The organism is Candidatus Pantoea symbiotica (assembly GCF_056491525.1).
This window is the reverse complement of the sequence record NZ_JBSZHR010000002.1, coordinates 2,982,666-3,000,238: the sequence shown is the minus strand read 5'-3', so window position 1 is coordinate 3,000,238 and position 17,573 is coordinate 2,982,666. Positions and strand designations below refer to the sequence as shown.

General features: G+C 52.0%; 15 protein-coding genes and 5 tRNA genes. 18 read left to right on the top strand and 2 right to left on the bottom strand.

The annotated features are described in order from the left end of the window. Position 1 precedes the first annotated feature (1 nt). From rpoS to ACXIZX_RS14555, 3 genes are all read left to right on the top strand, one after another. Positions 2-1,000 (top strand): RNA polymerase sigma factor RpoS, encoded by a 999-nt coding sequence (gene rpoS, locus ACXIZX_RS14565; RefSeq protein ID WP_007893257.1) that lies wholly within the window; start codon positions 2-4, stop codon positions 998-1,000. Between the two features lie 375 nt (positions 1,001-1,375). Next, positions 1,376-2,683 (top strand): MFS transporter, encoded by a 1,308-nt coding sequence (locus ACXIZX_RS14560; protein WP_479404417.1) that lies wholly within the window; start codon positions 1,376-1,378, stop codon positions 2,681-2,683. 26 nt (positions 2,684-2,709) lie between these two features. Further along, entirely contained in the window at positions 2,710-3,456 is a 747-nt protein-coding gene (locus tag ACXIZX_RS14555) for a GolD/DthD family dehydrogenase (protein ID WP_479404416.1), read from the top strand. 107 nt (positions 3,457-3,563) lie between these two features. Here the strand turns inward: ACXIZX_RS14555 and mutS are convergent, their stop codons facing one another. Continuing rightward, positions 3,564-6,107 carry a DNA mismatch repair protein MutS gene (gene mutS, locus ACXIZX_RS14550; protein WP_479404415.1) on the bottom strand — a complete coding sequence of 848 codons (2,544 nt, stop codon included), beginning with the start codon at positions 6,105-6,107 and terminating at the stop codon, positions 3,564-3,566. Positions 6,108-6,473: 366 nt separating this feature from the next. On the opposite strand from mutS, the gene mltB reads away from it, so the two are divergent. After that, complete coding sequence (gene mltB, locus ACXIZX_RS14545; protein WP_154192294.1) at positions 6,474-7,556, top strand: lytic murein transglycosylase B; 1,083 nt, start codon at positions 6,474-6,476, stop codon at positions 7,554-7,556. Positions 7,557-7,641: 85 nt separating this feature from the next. Then, positions 7,642-7,977, top strand: a complete 336-nt coding sequence (locus ACXIZX_RS14540; RefSeq protein ID WP_061719946.1) for a zinc ribbon domain-containing protein YjdM — start codon at positions 7,642-7,644, stop codon at positions 7,975-7,977. Between the two features lie 32 nt (positions 7,978-8,009). Here ACXIZX_RS14540 and ACXIZX_RS14535 read toward each other — a convergent pair whose 3' ends face one another. After that, positions 8,010-8,897: a dihydrodipicolinate synthase family protein gene (locus ACXIZX_RS14535; protein WP_479404414.1), complete on the bottom strand. Its 888-nt coding sequence runs from the start codon at positions 8,895-8,897 to the stop codon at positions 8,010-8,012. Positions 8,898-9,063: 166 nt separating this feature from the next. Here ACXIZX_RS14535 and tam point away from each other — a divergent pair, with 166 nt between their 5' ends. The 13 genes from tam (at position 9,064) to ACXIZX_RS14470 (ending at position 17,563) form a co-directional block, all read left to right on the top strand. Beyond that, positions 9,064-9,840: a trans-aconitate 2-methyltransferase gene (gene tam / locus ACXIZX_RS14530; protein ID WP_479404413.1), complete on the top strand. Its 777-nt coding sequence runs from the start codon at positions 9,064-9,066 to the stop codon at positions 9,838-9,840. Between the two features lie 102 nt (positions 9,841-9,942). Beyond that, a complete protein-coding gene (gene pncC, locus ACXIZX_RS14525; protein WP_479404412.1) occupies positions 9,943-10,437 on the top strand; it encodes a nicotinamide-nucleotide amidase in 495 nt (164 codons plus the stop codon). Positions 10,438-10,529: 92 nt separating this feature from the next. Then, entirely contained in the window at positions 10,530-11,600 is a 1,071-nt protein-coding gene (recA, locus tag ACXIZX_RS14520) for a recombinase RecA (protein WP_008104515.1), read from the top strand. A 176-nt stretch (positions 11,601-11,776) separates the two neighbouring features. Further along, complete coding sequence (locus ACXIZX_RS14515) at positions 11,777-12,232, top strand: regulatory protein RecX (RefSeq protein ID WP_154155465.1); 456 nt, start codon at positions 11,777-11,779, stop codon at positions 12,230-12,232. A gap of 135 nt (positions 12,233-12,367) precedes the next feature. Next, positions 12,368-14,995, top strand: coding sequence for an alanine--tRNA ligase (alaS, locus tag ACXIZX_RS14510; protein WP_479404411.1), 2,628 nt, complete (start codon positions 12,368-12,370; stop codon positions 14,993-14,995). A gap of 249 nt (positions 14,996-15,244) precedes the next feature. Next, positions 15,245-15,430: a carbon storage regulator CsrA gene (gene csrA / locus ACXIZX_RS14505; protein ID WP_008104508.1), complete on the top strand. Its 186-nt coding sequence runs from the start codon at positions 15,245-15,247 to the stop codon at positions 15,428-15,430. A 306-nt stretch (positions 15,431-15,736) separates the two neighbouring features. Beyond that, positions 15,737-15,829 (top strand) — tRNA-Ser (locus tag ACXIZX_RS14500). A gap of 8 nt (positions 15,830-15,837) precedes the next feature. Continuing rightward, positions 15,838-15,914, top strand: a tRNA-Arg gene (locus ACXIZX_RS14495). Between the two features lie 85 nt (positions 15,915-15,999). Next, positions 16,000-16,076: transfer RNA gene (locus ACXIZX_RS14490), tRNA-Arg, on the top strand. A 55-nt stretch (positions 16,077-16,131) separates the two neighbouring features. Continuing rightward, a tRNA-Arg gene (locus ACXIZX_RS14485) sits at positions 16,132-16,208 on the top strand. Between the two features lie 45 nt (positions 16,209-16,253). Then, positions 16,254-16,330, top strand: a tRNA-Arg gene (locus ACXIZX_RS14480). 241 nt (positions 16,331-16,571) lie between these two features. Then, complete coding sequence (gene yqaB, locus ACXIZX_RS14475; protein WP_008108985.1) at positions 16,572-17,138, top strand: fructose-1-phosphate/6-phosphogluconate phosphatase; 567 nt, start codon at positions 16,572-16,574, stop codon at positions 17,136-17,138. Next, on the top strand, positions 17,135-17,563 hold the full coding sequence (locus ACXIZX_RS14470; protein WP_061719953.1) for a YqaA family protein: 429 nt from the start codon (positions 17,135-17,137) through the stop codon (positions 17,561-17,563). The genes yqaB and ACXIZX_RS14470 overlap by 4 nt, the downstream gene beginning before the upstream one ends. The last annotated feature ends 10 nt before the right edge of the window (positions 17,564-17,573 follow it).

The window sequence follows — 17,573 nt, the reverse complement described above, 5'->3', positions numbered from 1 at the left end:
AATGAACCAGAATACGCTGAAAGTTAACGATTTACATGAAGATGCGGAATTCGAGGAAAACAACGGAGCTGAGGTTTTTGATGAGAAGGCTCTCGTTGAGAACGAACCTGGTGATAACAACGACGTAGCGGAAGAAGAGCTGTTGTCACAGGGTGCGACGCAACGCGTTTTGGATGCGACGCAGCTTTACCTCGGCGAGATTGGTTATTCACCGCTGCTGACGGCAGAAGAAGAAGTCTTCTTTGCGCGCCGTGCACTGCGGGGTGATATTCCTTCTCGTCGCCGCATGATTGAAAGTAACTTACGCTTGGTAGTAAAGATTGCCCGTCGTTATAGCAATCGTGGTCTGGCGCTGCTGGATCTGATTGAAGAGGGTAATCTCGGCTTGATTCGCGCCGTAGAGAAGTTTGACCCAGAACGTGGGTTCCGTTTCTCAACTTACGCCACGTGGTGGATTCGTCAGACAATTGAACGGGCGATCATGAATCAAACCCGTACCATCCGTCTGCCCATCCACATCGTTAAAGAGTTGAATGTTTACCTGCGTACCGCGCGTGAACTTTCGCACAAGCTCGATCATGAGCCAAGTGCCGAAGAGATTGCCGAGCAGCTAGACAAGCCTGTTGATGACGTGAGCCGTATGCTGCGTCTCAATGAGCGCATTACCTCGGTCGACACACCTTTGGGTGGCGATTCCGAAAAAGCGCTGCTGGATATCCTGGCCGATGAGAAAGACAACGGTCCGGAAGACACTACGCAAGACGATGATATGAAACAGAGCATCGTTAAGTGGTTGTTTGAACTGAATGCCAAGCAGCGTGAAGTGCTGGCACGTCGTTTCGGCCTGTTAGGCTATGAAGCGGCAACGCTGGAAGATGTAGGTCGTGAAATCGGGTTAACCCGTGAACGCGTACGTCAGATCCAGGTGGAAGGACTGCGTCGTCTGCGTGAGATTCTGCAGACGCAAGGTTTGAACATCGAAGCACTGTTTCGCGAATAACAGAATACTTGGGTAACACAAGAAGCGGTGGTGAAAACCACCGCTTTTTTATTGGATAAAAATAAAGACACTGATTCTGTTATCTCATTATGAAAAATTTTAACGCCATCACGTAATCCCTTTCCTACGTAATATAAAGATAAACGTAAATTAAACTTAGTAGATGTTAATTAAACATCTAATAAATGCGCTTTTTATCTTGCTCTCATTTAATAAAATGTAATGCTACGCACGACTTTCTTTGCAATATTGCCATTGTTCCTTTCTCTGTGTCACTCCCGTAAAAGTTTTTAGCTCGATGCTATGCCATTTTCTTGCTCGCTGTATCACCAGGATATTCAGGTAATGAATAATTAAAAGGGAGTGAGAAGAACAATGAGTGTGCAAAGCAGTAGTACAAATTCACCATACTCCAGAGTTGTGTTCGGTATGCCAATATCTCTGCTATGGGGATATATTGCGATGGCCATCTTTATGACCGGCGATGGCATTGAACTGGCTCATCTTTCACGATATCTCTACGATCTCGGCTATGGAGAAAAACAGGTTTCATTAGTTTTCACCGTTTATGCATTAACTGCTGCGGTCTCAAGTTGGCTTTCTGGTGCGGTCAGTGAAATTTATGGTCCTAAGAAAATCATGCTCACCGGCGCTATTTGGTGGATGGTGCTACATGCCGTATTTGTTTACTTTGGCGTGAGTGAAAATAACTTTATCTGGATGCTGGTCAGTTATACGCTGCGTGGCTTCGCTTATCCGCTGTTCTTTTATGGCTTCTACGTATTAGTGGTGCAGCGCACGCCTGAGCATCGACTTGCCTCTGCTACCGGCTGGATATGGTCGATGTTTACCATTGGTTATGGCATTACGGCTTCCTTCCTTTCCGGCCTTCTGGTTCCGGAGATTGGCTTCATTAATACGCTTTGGCTATCACTTTTGTTTGCTGCGGTGGGCGGCGTGATTATATTCCTTACGGTTAAAAATCAGAGTGAAGAAAATCTAAATAGTGAAGGCGTCAGTCGCAAAGAAAAGTTACGTGAAATATCGCGCGGAATAACCTTGATCTTTGAAGATCGCAGTATGTTCTTTGCGTTGATAACGCGCATCCTATGTAATGTGGCATTATTTGGCTTACCGGTCTTTATGCCGATTTATTTTACCCGTGAATTAGGTTTTTCTACTAAAGAATGGGCGACTATCTGGGGCGTATTTTTCCTCGTGCAACCGATAACCAATGTACTTTGGGGCATTATTGGCGATCGCATTGGCTGGATTTTTCAAATGCGCTGGTTTGGTTTCTTCGGATGCACGATTACCACTGCCGCTTTCTATTATTTACCCTCGCTTTTCCCTGGCAATCTGGCGTTGGCCATCGTCTGCGCGCTGTTATTAGCTTTAACACTCACATCCTTTGTGCCAATGGGAGCGATATTCCCGATGCTGGCGCCGCAACATAAAGGCGCGGCTGTCTCGGTACAAAATCTGGGAGGTGGTTTCGGAAATCTTATTGGCCCGGCGGTTGCCGCACTGATGTTCGGTCTGTCATTTGAAATAAAGCACGTGATTATCACTTTCTCTTTGCTCTATTTTGCCGGCGGCGTGATGACATTCTTTATACGCAATCCCCAACCAAAGATAGAGCGTAACGCGGCATTAAAGATAACCGCTACCGAATCAGAATAAATACCCTCAATGAAAAGGATAGCAACATGACAACACTATTTTCACTGCAAAATAAGGTCGCCATTGTCACCGGCGCCGCATCGGGAATTGGCTACGCTATTGCTCGCTGTTTAAGTGCTGCGGGCGCGCAAGTCGCGATGGTTGATCGCGCAGAAGAGGTCAAATCGGTTGCCAACAAGATGGACAATCCTGCGCGAGGTTACGTTTTCGACCTGGCTAACGTCGAGGCGCTTGGCGAGCTGGTAGAGCAAATCCATCAGGATTTTGGCCGTATCGACATTCTGGTCAATAACGCCGGCATTGGCATGCTGGAAGCCGTCGGCGAAGTGCAACTCGCCAGTTGGAATACCACGATGTCGATTAACATGACCGCACCATTCTTCCTTGCTCAGCATTGTGCCCGTTATATGAAGGAACAAGGTTTTGGCCGTTTGATTAATATCGCCTCACAGGCCAGCGTCATTGCGCTCAATGAGCACGCGGCATACTGCACCAGCAAATCAGGCATGGTTTCTTTTACGCGCGTGTTGGCAGCAGAATTGGGGCCGTTTGGCATTACCGCCAATGCCATTTCACCTACGGTGGTTGAGACGGAATTAGGTAAGCGTTACTGGCATGGGGAGCGAGCCGAGCAGATGAAATCGAAAATCCCTGCACGACGTTTTGCCACGCCTGACGAAGTCGCGAGCACGGTGCTTTATCTCAGCAGCAATGAAACGGCCATGGTCAATGGTGAGAATTTAGTGATCGATGGGGGATATAGCGTGATTTAAAGCTGGGCGATTTTATTGTGATTAGCCTGCTGATATTGCTTAACACCAGGGAATTGTAATACAGAAAAATCGCCCGCACAGAACGTAGTTTCTGAGCGGGCGATTAACTACACCAGCGTTTTCAAGCGATAGATCCACTCCAGCGCTTGTTTAGGCGTTAAGCTATCTGGGTCCAGAGCCTCGAGGGCATCAACCGCCGGTGAGGTTTCCGCCACCAGCAACTGCATTTGCGAACCTTCCACCGTGGATGCGGCAGAGCTGCCAGATAACGCTTCCAGCTCCTTCAGCTTATTACGCGCGCGCTTAATCACGTCCTTCGGCACGCCCGCCAGTGCCGCCACCGCGAGACCATAGCTCTTGCTCGCAGCGCCATCCTGCACGCTGTGCATAAAGGCGATGGTGTCGCCGTGTTCGACCGCATCCAAATGCACATTCACCACGCCTTCCATTTTTTCCGGCAGCGTGGTCAGCTCGAAATAGTGGGTGGCGAACAGCGTCATGGCTTTAATGCGATTCGCCAGACTTTCAGCGCAGGCCCATGCCAGCGATAAACCGTCGTAAGTTGATGTGCCGCGCCCGATCTCATCCATCAGTACCAGGCTGTTTTCGGTGGCGTTATGCAGGATGTTGGCGGTTTCCGTCATCTCCACCATAAAGGTTGAGCGTCCGGAAGCCAGATCATCAGCGGCACCGACGCGCGTGAATATGCGATCGATTGGACCGATGACCGTCTCTTCCGCTGGCACATAGCTGCCAATCCACGCCATCAATGCAATCAACGCTGTCTGACGCATATAGGTACTTTTACCGCCCATATTGGGGCCAGTGATAATCAGCATGCGCCGCTGCGGTGAAAGTGAAAGCGGGTTAGCGATAAACGGCTCTTTTAATACCTGTTCGACCACCGGATGGCGGCCCGCAGTAATACGGATGCCCGCTTTTTCTTGCAGCACAGGACGGCAATAGTTCAGCGTCCAGGCGCGTTCGGCCAGGTTCGCTAACACGTCCAGTTCAGAGAGTGCTGCCGCACTGATTTGCAGGGCTTCAAGATGCGGTAGCAGGCGGTCAAACAGCTCATCGTAAAGACCTTTCTCCAGCGCCAGCGCTTTACCTTTCGACGTCAGAACCTTGTCTTCATACTCTTTCAGTTCAGGAATGATATAGCGTTCAGCATTCTTCAGCGTCTGGCGGCGAACATAGTGAATCGGCACCAGATGGCTTTGACCACGACTGACCTGAATGTAGTAGCCGTGAATCGCGTTAAAGCCGACCTTCAGCGTATCCAGCCCGAGTTTCTCGCGTTCACGGATTTCCAGACGATCAAGATAATCGGTGGCGCCATCAGCCAGCGCACGCCATTCGTCGAGTTCAGCGTTGTATCCCGGAGCGATCACACCACCGTCACGTACCAGCACCGGCGGCGATTCAATAATTGCGTGTTCCAGCAACTCTCGTAGCTCGTTGAATTCGCCCATTTGCGATCGCAGATTGATTAATTGGGTAGCTTCAACGCCTTCCAACTGCTGGTTCAACTCTGGCAACTGCTGGAAGGCATGGCGCATACGTGCCAAATCGCGTGGGCGCGCGGTGCGCAGTGCCAGTCGCGCCAGAATACGCTCAAGATCGCCCACCTGACGCAGTACCGGCTGCAGCTCCTGACTGAGCGATTGCAGTTCGGCAATAGACTCCTGACGACGCGCGATGGTCGTAACATCACGCAACGGCATATGCAGCCAGCGTTTCAGCATACGGCTGCCCATAGGCGTAACGGTTTTATCCAGTATCGCCGCCAGCGTGTTTTCAATGCCGCCAGCCAGATTCTGCGTAATTTCCAGGTTGCGGCGCGTAGCAGCATCCATGATCACGCTATCCTGCTGGCGCTCCATGCTCAGTGAGCGAATATGCGGTAGCGAAGTGCGCTGTGTATCTTTGACATATTGCAGCAGGCATCCCGCTGCACGCAGTGCCAGATGCGCCTGCTCAACACCAAAACCATTTAAGTCGCGGGTGCCAAATTGCAGGTTCAGCTGCTGGCGCGCCGTATCGATTTCATATTCCCATAGCGGACGGCGACGCAGGCCACGGCGTTGATCGATCAACGTCATTGCCTGGAAATCTTCAGGATAGAGCAGTTCAGCCGGGTTGGTGCGCTGCAGTTCTGCTGCCATCGTCTCCAGATCGCCGGGTTCACTCAGGCGGAAGCGGCCAGAACTGATGTCCAGCGTTGCATATCCAAAACCACGTTGGCTCTGGAAGATAGCGGCGAGCAAGTTATCCTGGCGCTCTTGCAGCAGGGCTTCATCGCTGATGGTGCCGGGTGTAACGATACGCACCACTTTTCGCTCAACCGGGCCTTTGCTCAAGGCCGGATCGCCAATCTGTTCACAGATCGCCACCGATTCGCCGAGCTGGACCAGTTTCGCCAGATAGCCTTCAACCGCATGGTAAGGCACGCCCGCCATAGGGATCGGTTCACCGGCAGAAGCGCCGCGTTTGGTCAGGGAGATCTCTAATAGCTGTGAAGCGCGTTTCGCGTCATCGTAAAACAGCTCGTAGAAGTCGCCCATGCGGTAAAACAGCAGGATGTCAGGATGATCGGCCTTCAGGCGCAGGTATTGCTGCATCATCGGCGTATGGCCACTAAAGTCCATTTGCTCTGCTCCTTTCATCTCATTCTCACTCAACGTTCATTCTTTTAATTACCTGAGGCTGGGTCAATGCAGCCCGGAAGTGTCGTTATCGTGTGGACGGATAACGAAAGCGGGATATTACCATTTTTGCCACCGGACCTTCATCCGCCAGCAGGGCTTTATGGCTGCCGACCATAACAAATTGCTGCAAACGGTAAAAAGCAAAATTTAATGAAAAAGGTAAAGTGTGGAGCCGTTTCGCAAATTCACGTTGTAACCGGCTGAAACTGGCGAGAAACGGTTAAATTTTAAGATATTGCTCTGTATGTCACTCCGATGAACGATTACCATGAGTGCTTCCGGTTTCACCTGGCTTATGGATATCCAATGCGTTTTAAGGTTGCTCTTCTTCCGCTTATTACTCTGCTTGCTGCCTGCAGCAGTAAGCCTGCATCCCACCAGCAGCCCGCCGTTGTGCCTGCACCTAAAGGCGGTTTTTTGCTGGAACCTTCACACGCGGTTCAACCGATGTTTGGCGATTTTGCGGGTAACCCTGCCGCTGAACAGTTCATCGATCAAATGGTGGCCAAACACGGTTTTAACCGTGAGCAGTTGCACGCGGTGATTGGCCAGGCGAAGCGTCTGGATTACGTACTGCGCCTGATGGACCAGCAAGCGCCGAGCTACACGCCGCCAACCGGACCAAACGGTGCGTGGATTCGCTATCGCAATAAGTTCATTACGCCGGATAACGTGCAGAATGGCGTGGCATTCTGGAATCAGTATCAGGATGCGCTGCAGCGTGCGCAGCAAGTTTACGGTGTGCCGCCGGAAATCATTGTCGGCATTATCGGCGTCGAAACGCGCTGGGGCAGGGTAATGGGCAAAACGCGCTTGCTGGATGCGCTGGCAACCTTGTCATTTAGCTATCCGCGTCGCGCAGCTTACTTCAGCGGTGAGCTGGAGACCTTCCTGCTGATGGCGCGTACAGAGCAAGACGATCCGCTGGATCTGCGCGGCTCCTTTGCCGGTGCGATGGGTTATGGACAGTTCATGCCATCCTCATATAAACAATACGCGGTCGATTTTAATGGCGATGGTCATATCAACCTTTGGGATCCGGTTGATGCAATTGGCAGCGTAGCCAACTACTTCAAAGAACACGGCTGGCGTGCGGGCGAAAACGTTGCAGTGCCAGCCAGCGGTCAGGCTCCAGCGTTGGAGAATGGCTTTAAAACCAAGTACCCGGTAAGCACCTTAGCCGCGAGTGGTTTAACGCCACAGGGATCGCTGGATGGTAACTCTCAGGTAAGCTTGCTGCGTTTGGATCTCGGCACCAGTTATCAATATTGGTACGGCCTGCCCAACTTCTACGCCATTACGCGCTACAACCACAGCACCCACTATGCAATGGCGGTGTGGCAGTTGGGTGAAGCCGTGGCTAAAGCACGTCAGGGCGGCATGTTTTAATGCTGTCCATATAAAGTGTGAGGGTATAAGATGGCGCCCCTTTTGCGGTGCCATCTTCACCGCATCCGACTTCTGAGGAGCGCTTATGAGTACCTTACCTGCCTGTCCTGTATGCCAGGCCGATTACACCTGGCAAGATGGCGAGAACCTGAATTGCCCATCTTGCGGCCACATCTGGACGGCAAGCGCCGATGATGCAGTTGACGGCTTGGTGGTGCGCGATGCCAACGGCAACCTGCTAGCGGATGGCGACAGCGTAACTGTCGTTAAAGATCTCAAGGTTAAAGGCAGCTCTTCCACGCTGAAAATTGGTACCAAAGTCAAAAGCATTCGCCTGGTCGAAGGCGATCACAACATTGATTGCAAGATTGATGGCTTTGGTCAGATGAAACTCAAATCTGAGTTCGTCAAAAAGAACTAATCACTGGACGGCTCGGCGCCGTCCTGCTTGTTTCAACTCAGCAAACGATCCACTTCTTCGCACTGTTCCGCTGTTAGCTCGCCACCATAATTGCGCGAGTAGCTGCGCATTGAATCAAATCGGCGTGCAACGGCCGTTTTTATGGTGGTAACAAAATCATCACCAATGGTGTAAATCGCCATCAACTTACCAATGCGTTGCTGGATCTCACTGAGCTGCGCTAAATCGCCCGCCCGCCAGGCCTGCATCGCACGGGCAAACAGCTCCGGCACAATATTGTTTAAGCCGGAAATCACACCTGAACCGCCAGCCAGCAGATTGGGCAGCAGATATTCGTCATAACCGGAAAGCACGGTGAAATCGCTGCGCACTTTCTTGGTTTCTTCAATCATTGCGCGGTTGTGCGACAAGCAATCCATGGTGTCTTTGATGCCAATAAAGTTGGGTAACTCTGCCGCCAGTTCTGCGACCAGCGCAGGCGTTAAATCGCAGCCGGTACGCGCGGGGAAATTGTAGGCGAACCATTTGCCGCCCAGCTGTGTATCCAGCGCTTTGAAATAGCTCAGCAGCTGTTTGTGTGTCTGCCCGTAATAGTAAGGAGGCAGCACCATCACAGCATCAAATCCGTTCTGCCAGGCCGCATCCGCCAGTTGCAGCATGTCCGCAATACAGGTGCTGGAGACGTTTGCCACCATGGTCAGTGGCGAGAGTTGGCGCGCCTCGCGAATCAGTAACAGGCGCTCCTGCTGCGAGAGCGAGGCAAATTCGCCAATGCTGCCCATCAACAGCAAGGTATCAATACCTGATTGATTTAGGCGTGAAAAATGACGGCCAAGCGCATCAATATCCAGATTATTGTTGCTGTCAAAGGGCGTTACTGACGGACACCATACGCCGGGCAATGCGGGTTGTGCAGACATAACAAGCTCCTTAGTTAGAAAATGAAACATCGTTTTAACTTAATGCTATCTGCGCAGGCTAACCAGTTAGCGAGGATAAAAAGGTGAGATATCGCACTTTTCTCTTTCTATTAAGGCGAGAAAAGCAGGTAGTGTTTAGCCCCTCAGCCAAGACAGGAGCATTGCCATGCAAGACTGGAATCCACAGCTGTATCGCCAATTCGAATCCGAGCGAACCCGCCCAGCGCGCGAGCTGTTAGAACGCATTCCGCACGATGATGTGCGCTTTGCCACTGATCTTGGTTGCGGACCCGCCAACAGTACCGAGCTACTGGCACAAGCCTGGCCGGAGGCGCAGATAACCGGCATTGATAGCTCTGCCGCAATGTTAGAACAGGCGCGTGAACGTCTTCCCGCCTGCCTCTTTCAACAGGCTGATATTCGCCTCTGGCAGGCCGAACAGCCGCAGCAGGTCATCTATGCCAATGCCTCGCTGCAGTGGTTGACCGAGCATCACACATTGCTGCCACATCTGGTTGATCAATTGGCCATCGATGGCGCGTTAGCGATTCAGATGCCCGATAACCTTGAAGAACCGTCGCACCGCTTGATGCGTGAAGTGGCGGCGAATGAAAAATGGCAGACGCTGATTTCACCACAGGCGGCGGATCGCAAACGTCTGCTGACTACCGATCACTACTACGACTTGTTGACGGACGCAGGTTGCAAAGTTGATATCTGGCGCACCACTTATTATCACCCGATGGCAGATGCGCAGGGCATCATTACCTGGTTGCGTGCCACCGGGCTGCGTCCTTTCCTTGCGGGGCTTGATGAAACCCAGCAGGCAGCATTTCTCCATGATTATCATCAGGCACTCATTCCGGCTTACCCCGCACGCAGTAACGGCCAGGTTTTGTTAGCCTTCCCGCGTCTGTTTATGGTTGCAGTGAAAACAGGTTGAGGTATCTGGAAGCCACTACGCAGAAATGATGGCTGAAGGTTGAAAAGGGCTTTTCAGCGCACCATTTACTGCTAACGTGAAGCGCCACAACGGGAGAAGGCGATGAACGATGAACAGTTACAGCAGCTAAGTCGCCGCATTGGCGAGCAGCTGAAGAAACGTCAGGCAACGGTGACCGCAGCGGAATCCTGCACCGGTGGCTGGATTGCGAAAGTCTTTACCGATATCAGCGGCAGCTCCGCCTGGTTTGAGCGCGGTTTCGTCACTTACAGCAATGACGCTAAGCAGCAGATGGTGGGTGTACAGGACACAACGCTACAGCAGCATGGCGCCGTAAGTGAACAGACGGTGCGTGAGATGGCGACCGGTGCGGCAAAAGCAGCGGCGGCGGAATACGCCATCGCGGTAAGCGGTATTGCCGGTCCGGAGGGTGGTACGCCCGATAAACCGGTGGGCACCGTGTGGTTTGCGATTGCGGGACCAGAGGGGCGCGTATTAGCGCAGCGCCAGATCTTTGCTGGCGACCGTGATGCGGTGCGTCGTCAATCAGTGGCCTGGGCGCTGCAAACGCTGCTTGATGAATTTCTGATAAATTAAACTTGATACTGTATGACCATACAGTATAATTAGCGCCAACAGAACGAGCGACATACTTGATGTCGACTCACCCAGCATGATTAGGAGTGGAAATGGCGATCGACGAGAACAAACAGAAGGCTTTAGCTGCCGCACTGGGCCAGATTGAGAAGCAATTTGGTAAAGGCTCCATCATGCGCTTGGGTGAAGACCGCTCAATGGATGTCGAAACCATCTCTACCGGCTCACTGTCACTGGATATCGCGCTGGGCGCGGGTGGCTTGCCGATGGGACGTATCGTTGAGATTTATGGACCGGAGTCTTCGGGTAAAACCACGCTGACGCTGCAGGTTATTGCTTCTGCACAGCGTAAAGGTAAAACCTGTGCCTTTATCGATGCCGAGCACGCACTGGATCCGGTATACGCAAAAAAACTGGGCGTTGATATCGATAACCTGCTGTGTTCACAGCCGGATACCGGTGAGCAAGCACTGGAAATTTGTGATGCGCTGGCGCGTTCAGGCGCGGTTGACGTCATTATCGTCGACTCCGTGGCGGCGCTGACGCCGAAAGCGGAAATCGAAGGCGAGATCGGCGATTCACACATGGGTCTGGCCGCTCGTATGATGAGCCAGGCAATGCGTAAGCTAGCTGGTAACCTGAAGCAGTCCAACACGCTGCTGATCTTCATCAACCAGATTCGTATGAAGATTGGTGTGATGTTCGGTAACCCGGAAACCACAACCGGCGGTAACGCGCTGAAATTCTACGCTTCTGTTCGTCTGGATATCCGCCGTATCGGTGCGATTAAAGAGGGCGACGAAGTGGTCGGTAGCGAAACCCGCGTGAAAGTCGTGAAGAACAAAATTGCGGCACCGTTTAAGCAGGCTGAATTCCAAATCATGTACGGCGAAGGTATCAACACCTTTGGCGAGCTGGTGGATCTTGGCGTGAAGCATAAGCTGGTTGAGAAAGCCGGTGCGTGGTACAGCTACAACGGTGAGAAGATTGGTCAGGGTAAAGCTAACTCCACCAACTTCCTCAAAGAGAACCCGGCGATTGCGAATGAGATCGACAAGAAGCTGCGTGACTTGCTGTTAAGTGGTGAAGTCGCCGCTGCTGATACAGCGAAAATCTCCGCTGATGATCGCGAAGAAGCCAGCGAAACCAACGAAGATTTCTAAAATATTAACGGGAGCAGAGATGCTCCCGTTTTTGCTTTTCCCCGCCAGCGCTTTTCCTCTCTGCCTTCTTGCTTTACCCTGCGTCCCTGCACGACTGTTAGAACAAGGTTGATCCTATGTCATCGTCACCATCTGCGGCACCTGTGCCAACATATTCCCGTTTGCTGGACCGTGCTATGCGTATCCTTTCGCAGCGCGATCACAGCCGCGCAGAGCTGAAGCGTAAGTTGCAGCTCTCATCCCAACGCGCGGCCTACCTGCAGCAGCAGGAAAACACGCCGATTCCCGACGAGTTACTGGAAAAAGTGCTCGACTGGTGTCAGGAGAGCGGTTGGCTCAACGATGAGCGCTTTACCGAACGCTTTATTCAAAGCCGTGCGCGTAAGGGATATGGTCCGCAGCGCGTGCGTATGGAGTTGCAGCAAAAAGGCATTGGCCGCGATGAGATAAATCAGGCGCTGTTCGATACCGAAGTGGACTGGAGCCAGTGCGCAGCCGACCTTGCCAAACGCAAATTTGGCGAACCCTTACCGCAAACCTGGGCCGAGAAAAGCAAGGTTCAGCGTTTTTTGATGTCGAAAGGCTTTATGATGGAAGATATTCAGGCTGTTTTCAGAAATAGTGACGACTGAAAGGCGATGTGATTTTACTTCCCACTGAAGAAAATTTATCTTATTCCCACTTTTTGTTCCTCAGTCAGCGGCAGGCCGGATGGATAGGGTTTGCCAGCGAAAGGGAACGTTCGTTAGCGTGATTCCAGGAATTTTATGAGCAAGAGCACTGCTGAGATCCGTCAAGCGTTTCTCGACTTTTTTCATAGCAAGGGACATCAGGTTGTAGCCAGCAGCTCCCTCGTACCGAACAACGACCCGACTTTGCTGTTTACCAATGCCGGGATGGTCCAGTTTAAAGACGTTTTCCTCGGTCAGGATAAGCGCGACTATGCGCGTGCAACGACGTCTCAGCGTTGTGTGCGTGCCGGCGGTAAGCATAACGACCTCGAAAACGTGGGCTACACGGCACGTCATCACACCTTCTTTGAAATGTTGGGCAACTTCAGCTTTGGTGATTACTTCAAAAAAGAAGCGATCGCTTATGCATGGGAACTGCTGACGGGTGAGCAGTGGTTTAAGCTGCCTAAAGAGCGCCTGTGGGTGACCGTCTATGAAACAGACGATGAAGCCTTCGAAATCTGGGCTAACGATATTGGTGTGCCGCGCGAGCGCATTATCCGTATCGGTGACAACAAAGGCAGCGCTTATGCTTCAGATAACTTCTGGCAGATGGGCGACACCGGTCCTTGCGGTCCATGCACCGAAATTTTCTTCGATCACGGCGATCATATCTGGGGTGGCCCGCCGGGCAGCCCGGAAGAAGATGGCGATCGTTACATCGAGATCTGGAACATCGTCTTCATGCAGTTCAACCGTCAGGCCGACGGCACCATGGAGCCGCTGCCGAAACCGTCAGTGGATACCGGTATGGGTCTGGAGCGTATTGCTGCCGTTCTGCAGCACGTTAACTCCAACTATGAAATCGATCTGTTTGCCAAACTGATCAAGTCGGTTGCACAGGTAACTGGCGCAACCGATCTGGATAACAAGTCGCTGCGCGTTATCGCCGACCATATTCGCTCTTGTGCCTTCCTGATCGCCGATGGCGTGATCCCATCGAACGAAAACCGTGGCTATGTATTGCGTCGCATCATTCGTCGCGCAGTGCGTCACGGCAATATGCTGGGTGCGAAAGAAGCATTCTTCTACAAGCTGGTTGCGCCACTGATCGAGGTGATGGGTGCCGCAGGTGAAGATCTGAAGCGTCAGCAGAAGCATGTTGAAAACGCGCTGAAGAACGAAGAAGAGCAGTTTGCTAAAACGCTGGAGCGTGGACTTGCGCTGCTGGATGAGGAACTGGCGAAGCTGCAGGGCGATACGCTTGATGGCGAAACGGTGTTCCGTCTGTACGATACCTTTGGTTTCCCGGCGGATTTGACCGCTGACGTGTGCCGTGAGCGCAATCTGAAGATTGATGAAGCCGGTTTTGAAGCCGCGATGGAGCAGCAACGTCAGCGTGCGCGTGAAGCCAGTGGTTTTGGTGCCGACTATAACAATGTCATTCGCATCGATGCCGCAACCGACTTCAAAGGCTATGACCATCTGGAACTGAATGCGACAGTCGAAGCACTGTTCGTCGACGGTCAGCAAGTTGAGCAGATCAGTGCAGGTCAGGACGCGGTGGTCGTGCTTGACGAAACGCCGTTCTACGGCGAGTCAGGTGGACAGGTTGGCGATACTGGCGTGTTGGCTGGGCAGAATGCTGAATTTAGCGTTCAGGACACGCAGAAGTATGGTAAAGCGATTGGTCATATCGGTAAGCTGAGCAGCGGCCAGTTACGCGTTGGCGACCGTTTGCATGCCCAGGTTGATGAAACTCGCCGCGCGCGCATCCGTCTGAATCACTCCGCCACGCACTTGCTGCATGCAGCACTGCGTCAGGTGTTGGGTGATCACGTAGGACAGAAAGGCTCGCTGGTTAACGATAAGTATCTGCGTTTCGACTTCTCTCATTTTGAAGCCATGAAGCCGCAGGAAATCCGTCAGGTTGAGGATATTGTTAACGCACAGATTCGCCGCAACCTTGCCGTTGAGACCGAAATCATGGATCTCGATGACGCAAAACAGAAGGGCGCAATGGCGCTGTTTGGCGAGAAATACGATCAGCGCGTACGTGTGCTGACCATGGGCGATTTCTCTACCGAACTCTGTGGTGGTATCCACGCGCTGCGTACCGGTGATATTGGTCTGTTCCGCATTCAGTCTGAATCGGGTACTGCTGCAGGTGTACGTCGCATTGAAGCCGTAACCGGCGAAGGTGCGTTGGCACAAGTGAATGCGCAGAGCCAACAGCTGCTGGATGTGGCGCAATTGGTGAAAGCCAATGGCAGTAATCTGAATGAGAAGGTGCGCGGCCTGGTTGATCACGTCCGTGCGCTGGAAAAAGAGTTGCAACAACTGCGCGATCAGCAAGCTGCGCAGGAAAGCGCTTCATTGAGTAGCAAAGCGGTTGACGTTAAAGGCACGAAGTTGCTGGTCAGTGAACTGAGCAACGTTGAGCCGAAAATGTTGCGTACCATGGTCGACGACCTGAAAAACCAATTAACGTCTGCCATCATCGTGCTGGCAACGGTAGATGATGGCAAAGTTTCACTGATTGCTGGTGTGACCAAAGATCTTACTGACCGCGTAAAAGCTGGCGAGCTGATTGGCGAACTTGCCTCTCAGGTTGGCGGTAAAGGCGGTGGTCGCCCAGATATGGCTCAGGCCGGCGGTACAAATCCGCAGGCGCTGGCTGGCGCGCTAGCTGGCGTGCAGGAATGGGTCAGTAACCGACTGTAACGTATAAAACTTCGCATTGTGATAAGCGCCAGAAGCCCGTTTTCTGGCGCTTTTTTAACGCGGTGCACACCAGGTAATGACAAAGTCCGGTTGATGTAGTGTATTTCGGCTAAACTAACTATCAGCAGAATGTATTGGCATGGCGAAGCACAATGGTGTATTTGTCATAGGCATTGTTCAGCGTTATATGATGGATACGGCCGGGAGACCGAACAAGCCCGACTCTTTTAATCTTTCAAGGAGCAAAGAATGCTTATTCTAACTCGTCGAGTTGGTGAAACCCTCATGATTGGCGATGAGGTGACTGTAACGGTGCTGGGTGTTAAAGGTAACCAGGTCCGCATTGGTGTTAACGCGCCTAAAGAAGTTTCGGTTCATCGCGAAGAGATCTATCAGCGTATTCAAGCCGAAAAAACTCAAGCCTCGAGTTACTAACGGATTCAGCGCCTCGCTCCTGAGCGAGGCGCTACCGGTTTTTCCCCCTCCAGTCCCGCACATCTCCCGTTTTTCTTTCTCAATCCCTCCAGTCTTTTAATCCTCATTTGTGTTCTCCAGCAGCCTTTCTTTGTTGATAAATCACTCTTTTTGTCGTTAAAGCATCCGAATTGAGCGTCATTTGTGCAATCAAACAAAAGGCTGGAAATAAATGTTTGACTTATAAGTCCGGGAAAGTAATATGTGCGCCACGCAGTGCCGATGAGCAGAAACAAGTTCAGAAGCACGGTTCGGAAGAACGCGTAAGGTGAGGTGGCCGAGAGGCTGAAGGCGCTCCCCTGCTAAGGGAGTATGCGGTCAAAAGCTGCATCCGGGGTTCGAATCCCCGCCTCACCGCCATTTCCGATGCATCCATAGCTCAGCTGGATAGAGTACTCGGCTACGAACCGAGCGGTCGGAGGTTCGAATCCTCCTGGATGCACCATTCGGAATGGTGAAGTAAGAGTGAACGAGCAGTTCCTTTCATGGTGAGTTGTTAGCACCCTGCGTTGTACAAGAATTAACTCGATGCATCCATAGCTCAGCTGGATAGAGTACTCGGCTACGAACCGAGCGGTCGGAGGTTCGAATCCTCCTGGATGCACCATTCTTCGTATCATCCTCAGGTTGTTTCAGTTAGTCCATCGTAAGAAAACCTCAATGCATCCATAGCTCAGCTGGATAGAGTACTCGGCTACGAACCGAGCGGTCGGAGGTTCGAATCCTCCTGGATGCACCATTCCTCTTTAAAACTTCTCAAAATTGACTTCAGCAGTAACTCGATGCATCCATAGCTCAGCTGGATAGAGTACTCGGCTACGAACCGAGCGGTCGGAGGTTCGAATCCTCCTGGATGCACCATCTCTTCTTCATTACCTTTCTGTTTTTGACTCTCAGTTTCTGAATCCTGCGCCAATCAAATCCACTTGCAAAAAAATTGCTGAATTAACCGGCGTTTAACCCCGGCATTGCACTCTGACCTTTTTCCGAAAACGAAAAAAACTAATGCTTTCAAAGCATTTGCGGTTAAGCGCGCCTGGCGACAACCTGAGCGCATTACGCTAAAGTAATGGCTCATTTTGTGGTGCTCGATGGAGTGACAATGTACGACCAATATGACGCCCTGATTTTCGATATGGACGGCACAATTCTGGATACTGAGCCGACACATCGAAAAGCCTGGCAACAGGTGCTTGGCCGCTATGGTTTCACCATGGATGAAGAAAAAATGGTGGGCTTCAACGGCGCTCCAACCTGGCAACTGGCGCAGTTCATTCTTGAGCAGAACAATGCAACGCACGATCCACATCTGCTGGCGGCGGAAAAAACCGCTGCGCTGAAAGCGATGTTGCTGGATGACGTGCGTCCACTGCCGTTGATGGACGTGGTCAAAGCCTATCATGGTCGCCGTCCGATGGCGGTGGGCACCGGCAGTGAACACAGCCTGGCAAAAGCCCTGCTCGAAGAGCTAGGCGTTTACCACCTGTTTGATGCGGTTGTCGGAGCGGATGACGTACAGCGTCATAAACCGCAGCCGGATACCTTTTTACGCTGCGCTGAATTGATGGGCATCGCGCCCGAGCGCTGTGTGGTGTTTGAGGATGCTGACTTCGGCGTACAAGCCGCCAAAGCAGCAGGCATGGACGTGGTTGATGTCCGTTTACTGTGAATGAATTTCTGACCTATGGATCGTTATTCGGCAGCAGCTTCCTGAGTGCGACTCTGTTACCGGGGAGCTCGGAAGCGGTGCTGGTTGCACTGCTGATCGCCCAAAAGGGTTCGGTTTATGGATTGTTATTGGCTGCATCAGTGGGAAACACGCTGGGTGGCCTGACCAACATTCTTCTTGGTCGCCTGATGCCGCCAAAAGGGCAAGGGCGATGGCACGACACAGCAATGACGTGGTTACACCGATTGGGACCTGCAGCACTGATTTTCAGCTGGCTGCCGGTAGTGGGCGACTTACTCTGCGTGCTCGCAGGTTGGTTGCGCTTTGCCTGGCTGCCTTCGGTGCTGTTCCTCGCCATCGGTAAAACGCTGCGTTATATCGTTATCGCGACCGCCACATTACAAACAATGCAATGGTGGCATTGATTCGCACAGA

What these genes read in the sequence shown, in the direction of transcription:
- pncC (WP_479404412.1), top strand. Translation starts at nt 9,943, where the DNA reads ATGAACGATGAACAGTTACAGCAGCTAAGTCGCCGCATTGGCGAGCAG.
- ACXIZX_RS14540 (WP_061719946.1), top strand. Translation starts at nt 7,642, where the DNA reads ATGAGTACCTTACCTGCCTGTCCTGTATGCCAGGCCGATTACACCTGG.
- alaS (WP_479404411.1), top strand. Translation starts at nt 12,368, where the DNA reads ATGAGCAAGAGCACTGCTGAGATCCGTCAAGCGTTTCTCGACTTTTTT.
- recA (WP_008104515.1), top strand. Translation starts at nt 10,530, where the DNA reads ATGGCGATCGACGAGAACAAACAGAAGGCTTTAGCTGCCGCACTGGGC.
- ACXIZX_RS14515 (WP_154155465.1), top strand. Translation starts at nt 11,777, where the DNA reads ATGCGTATCCTTTCGCAGCGCGATCACAGCCGCGCAGAGCTGAAGCGT.
- ACXIZX_RS14560 (WP_479404417.1), top strand. Translation starts at nt 1,376, where the DNA reads ATGAGTGTGCAAAGCAGTAGTACAAATTCACCATACTCCAGAGTTGTG.
- ACXIZX_RS14535 (WP_479404414.1), bottom strand. Translation starts at nt 8,897, where the DNA reads ATGTCTGCACAACCCGCATTGCCCGGCGTATGGTGTCCGTCAGTAACG.
- yqaB (WP_008108985.1), top strand. Translation starts at nt 16,572, where the DNA reads ATGTACGACCAATATGACGCCCTGATTTTCGATATGGACGGCACAATT.
- tam (WP_479404413.1), top strand. Translation starts at nt 9,064, where the DNA reads ATGCAAGACTGGAATCCACAGCTGTATCGCCAATTCGAATCCGAGCGA.
- mltB (WP_154192294.1), top strand. Translation starts at nt 6,474, where the DNA reads ATGCGTTTTAAGGTTGCTCTTCTTCCGCTTATTACTCTGCTTGCTGCC.
- rpoS (WP_007893257.1), top strand. Translation starts at nt 2, where the DNA reads ATGAACCAGAATACGCTGAAAGTTAACGATTTACATGAAGATGCGGAA.
- ACXIZX_RS14555 (WP_479404416.1), top strand. Translation starts at nt 2,710, where the DNA reads ATGACAACACTATTTTCACTGCAAAATAAGGTCGCCATTGTCACCGGC.
- mutS (WP_479404415.1), bottom strand. Translation starts at nt 6,107, where the DNA reads ATGGACTTTAGTGGCCATACGCCGATGATGCAGCAATACCTGCGCCTG.
- csrA (WP_008104508.1), top strand. Translation starts at nt 15,245, where the DNA reads ATGCTTATTCTAACTCGTCGAGTTGGTGAAACCCTCATGATTGGCGAT.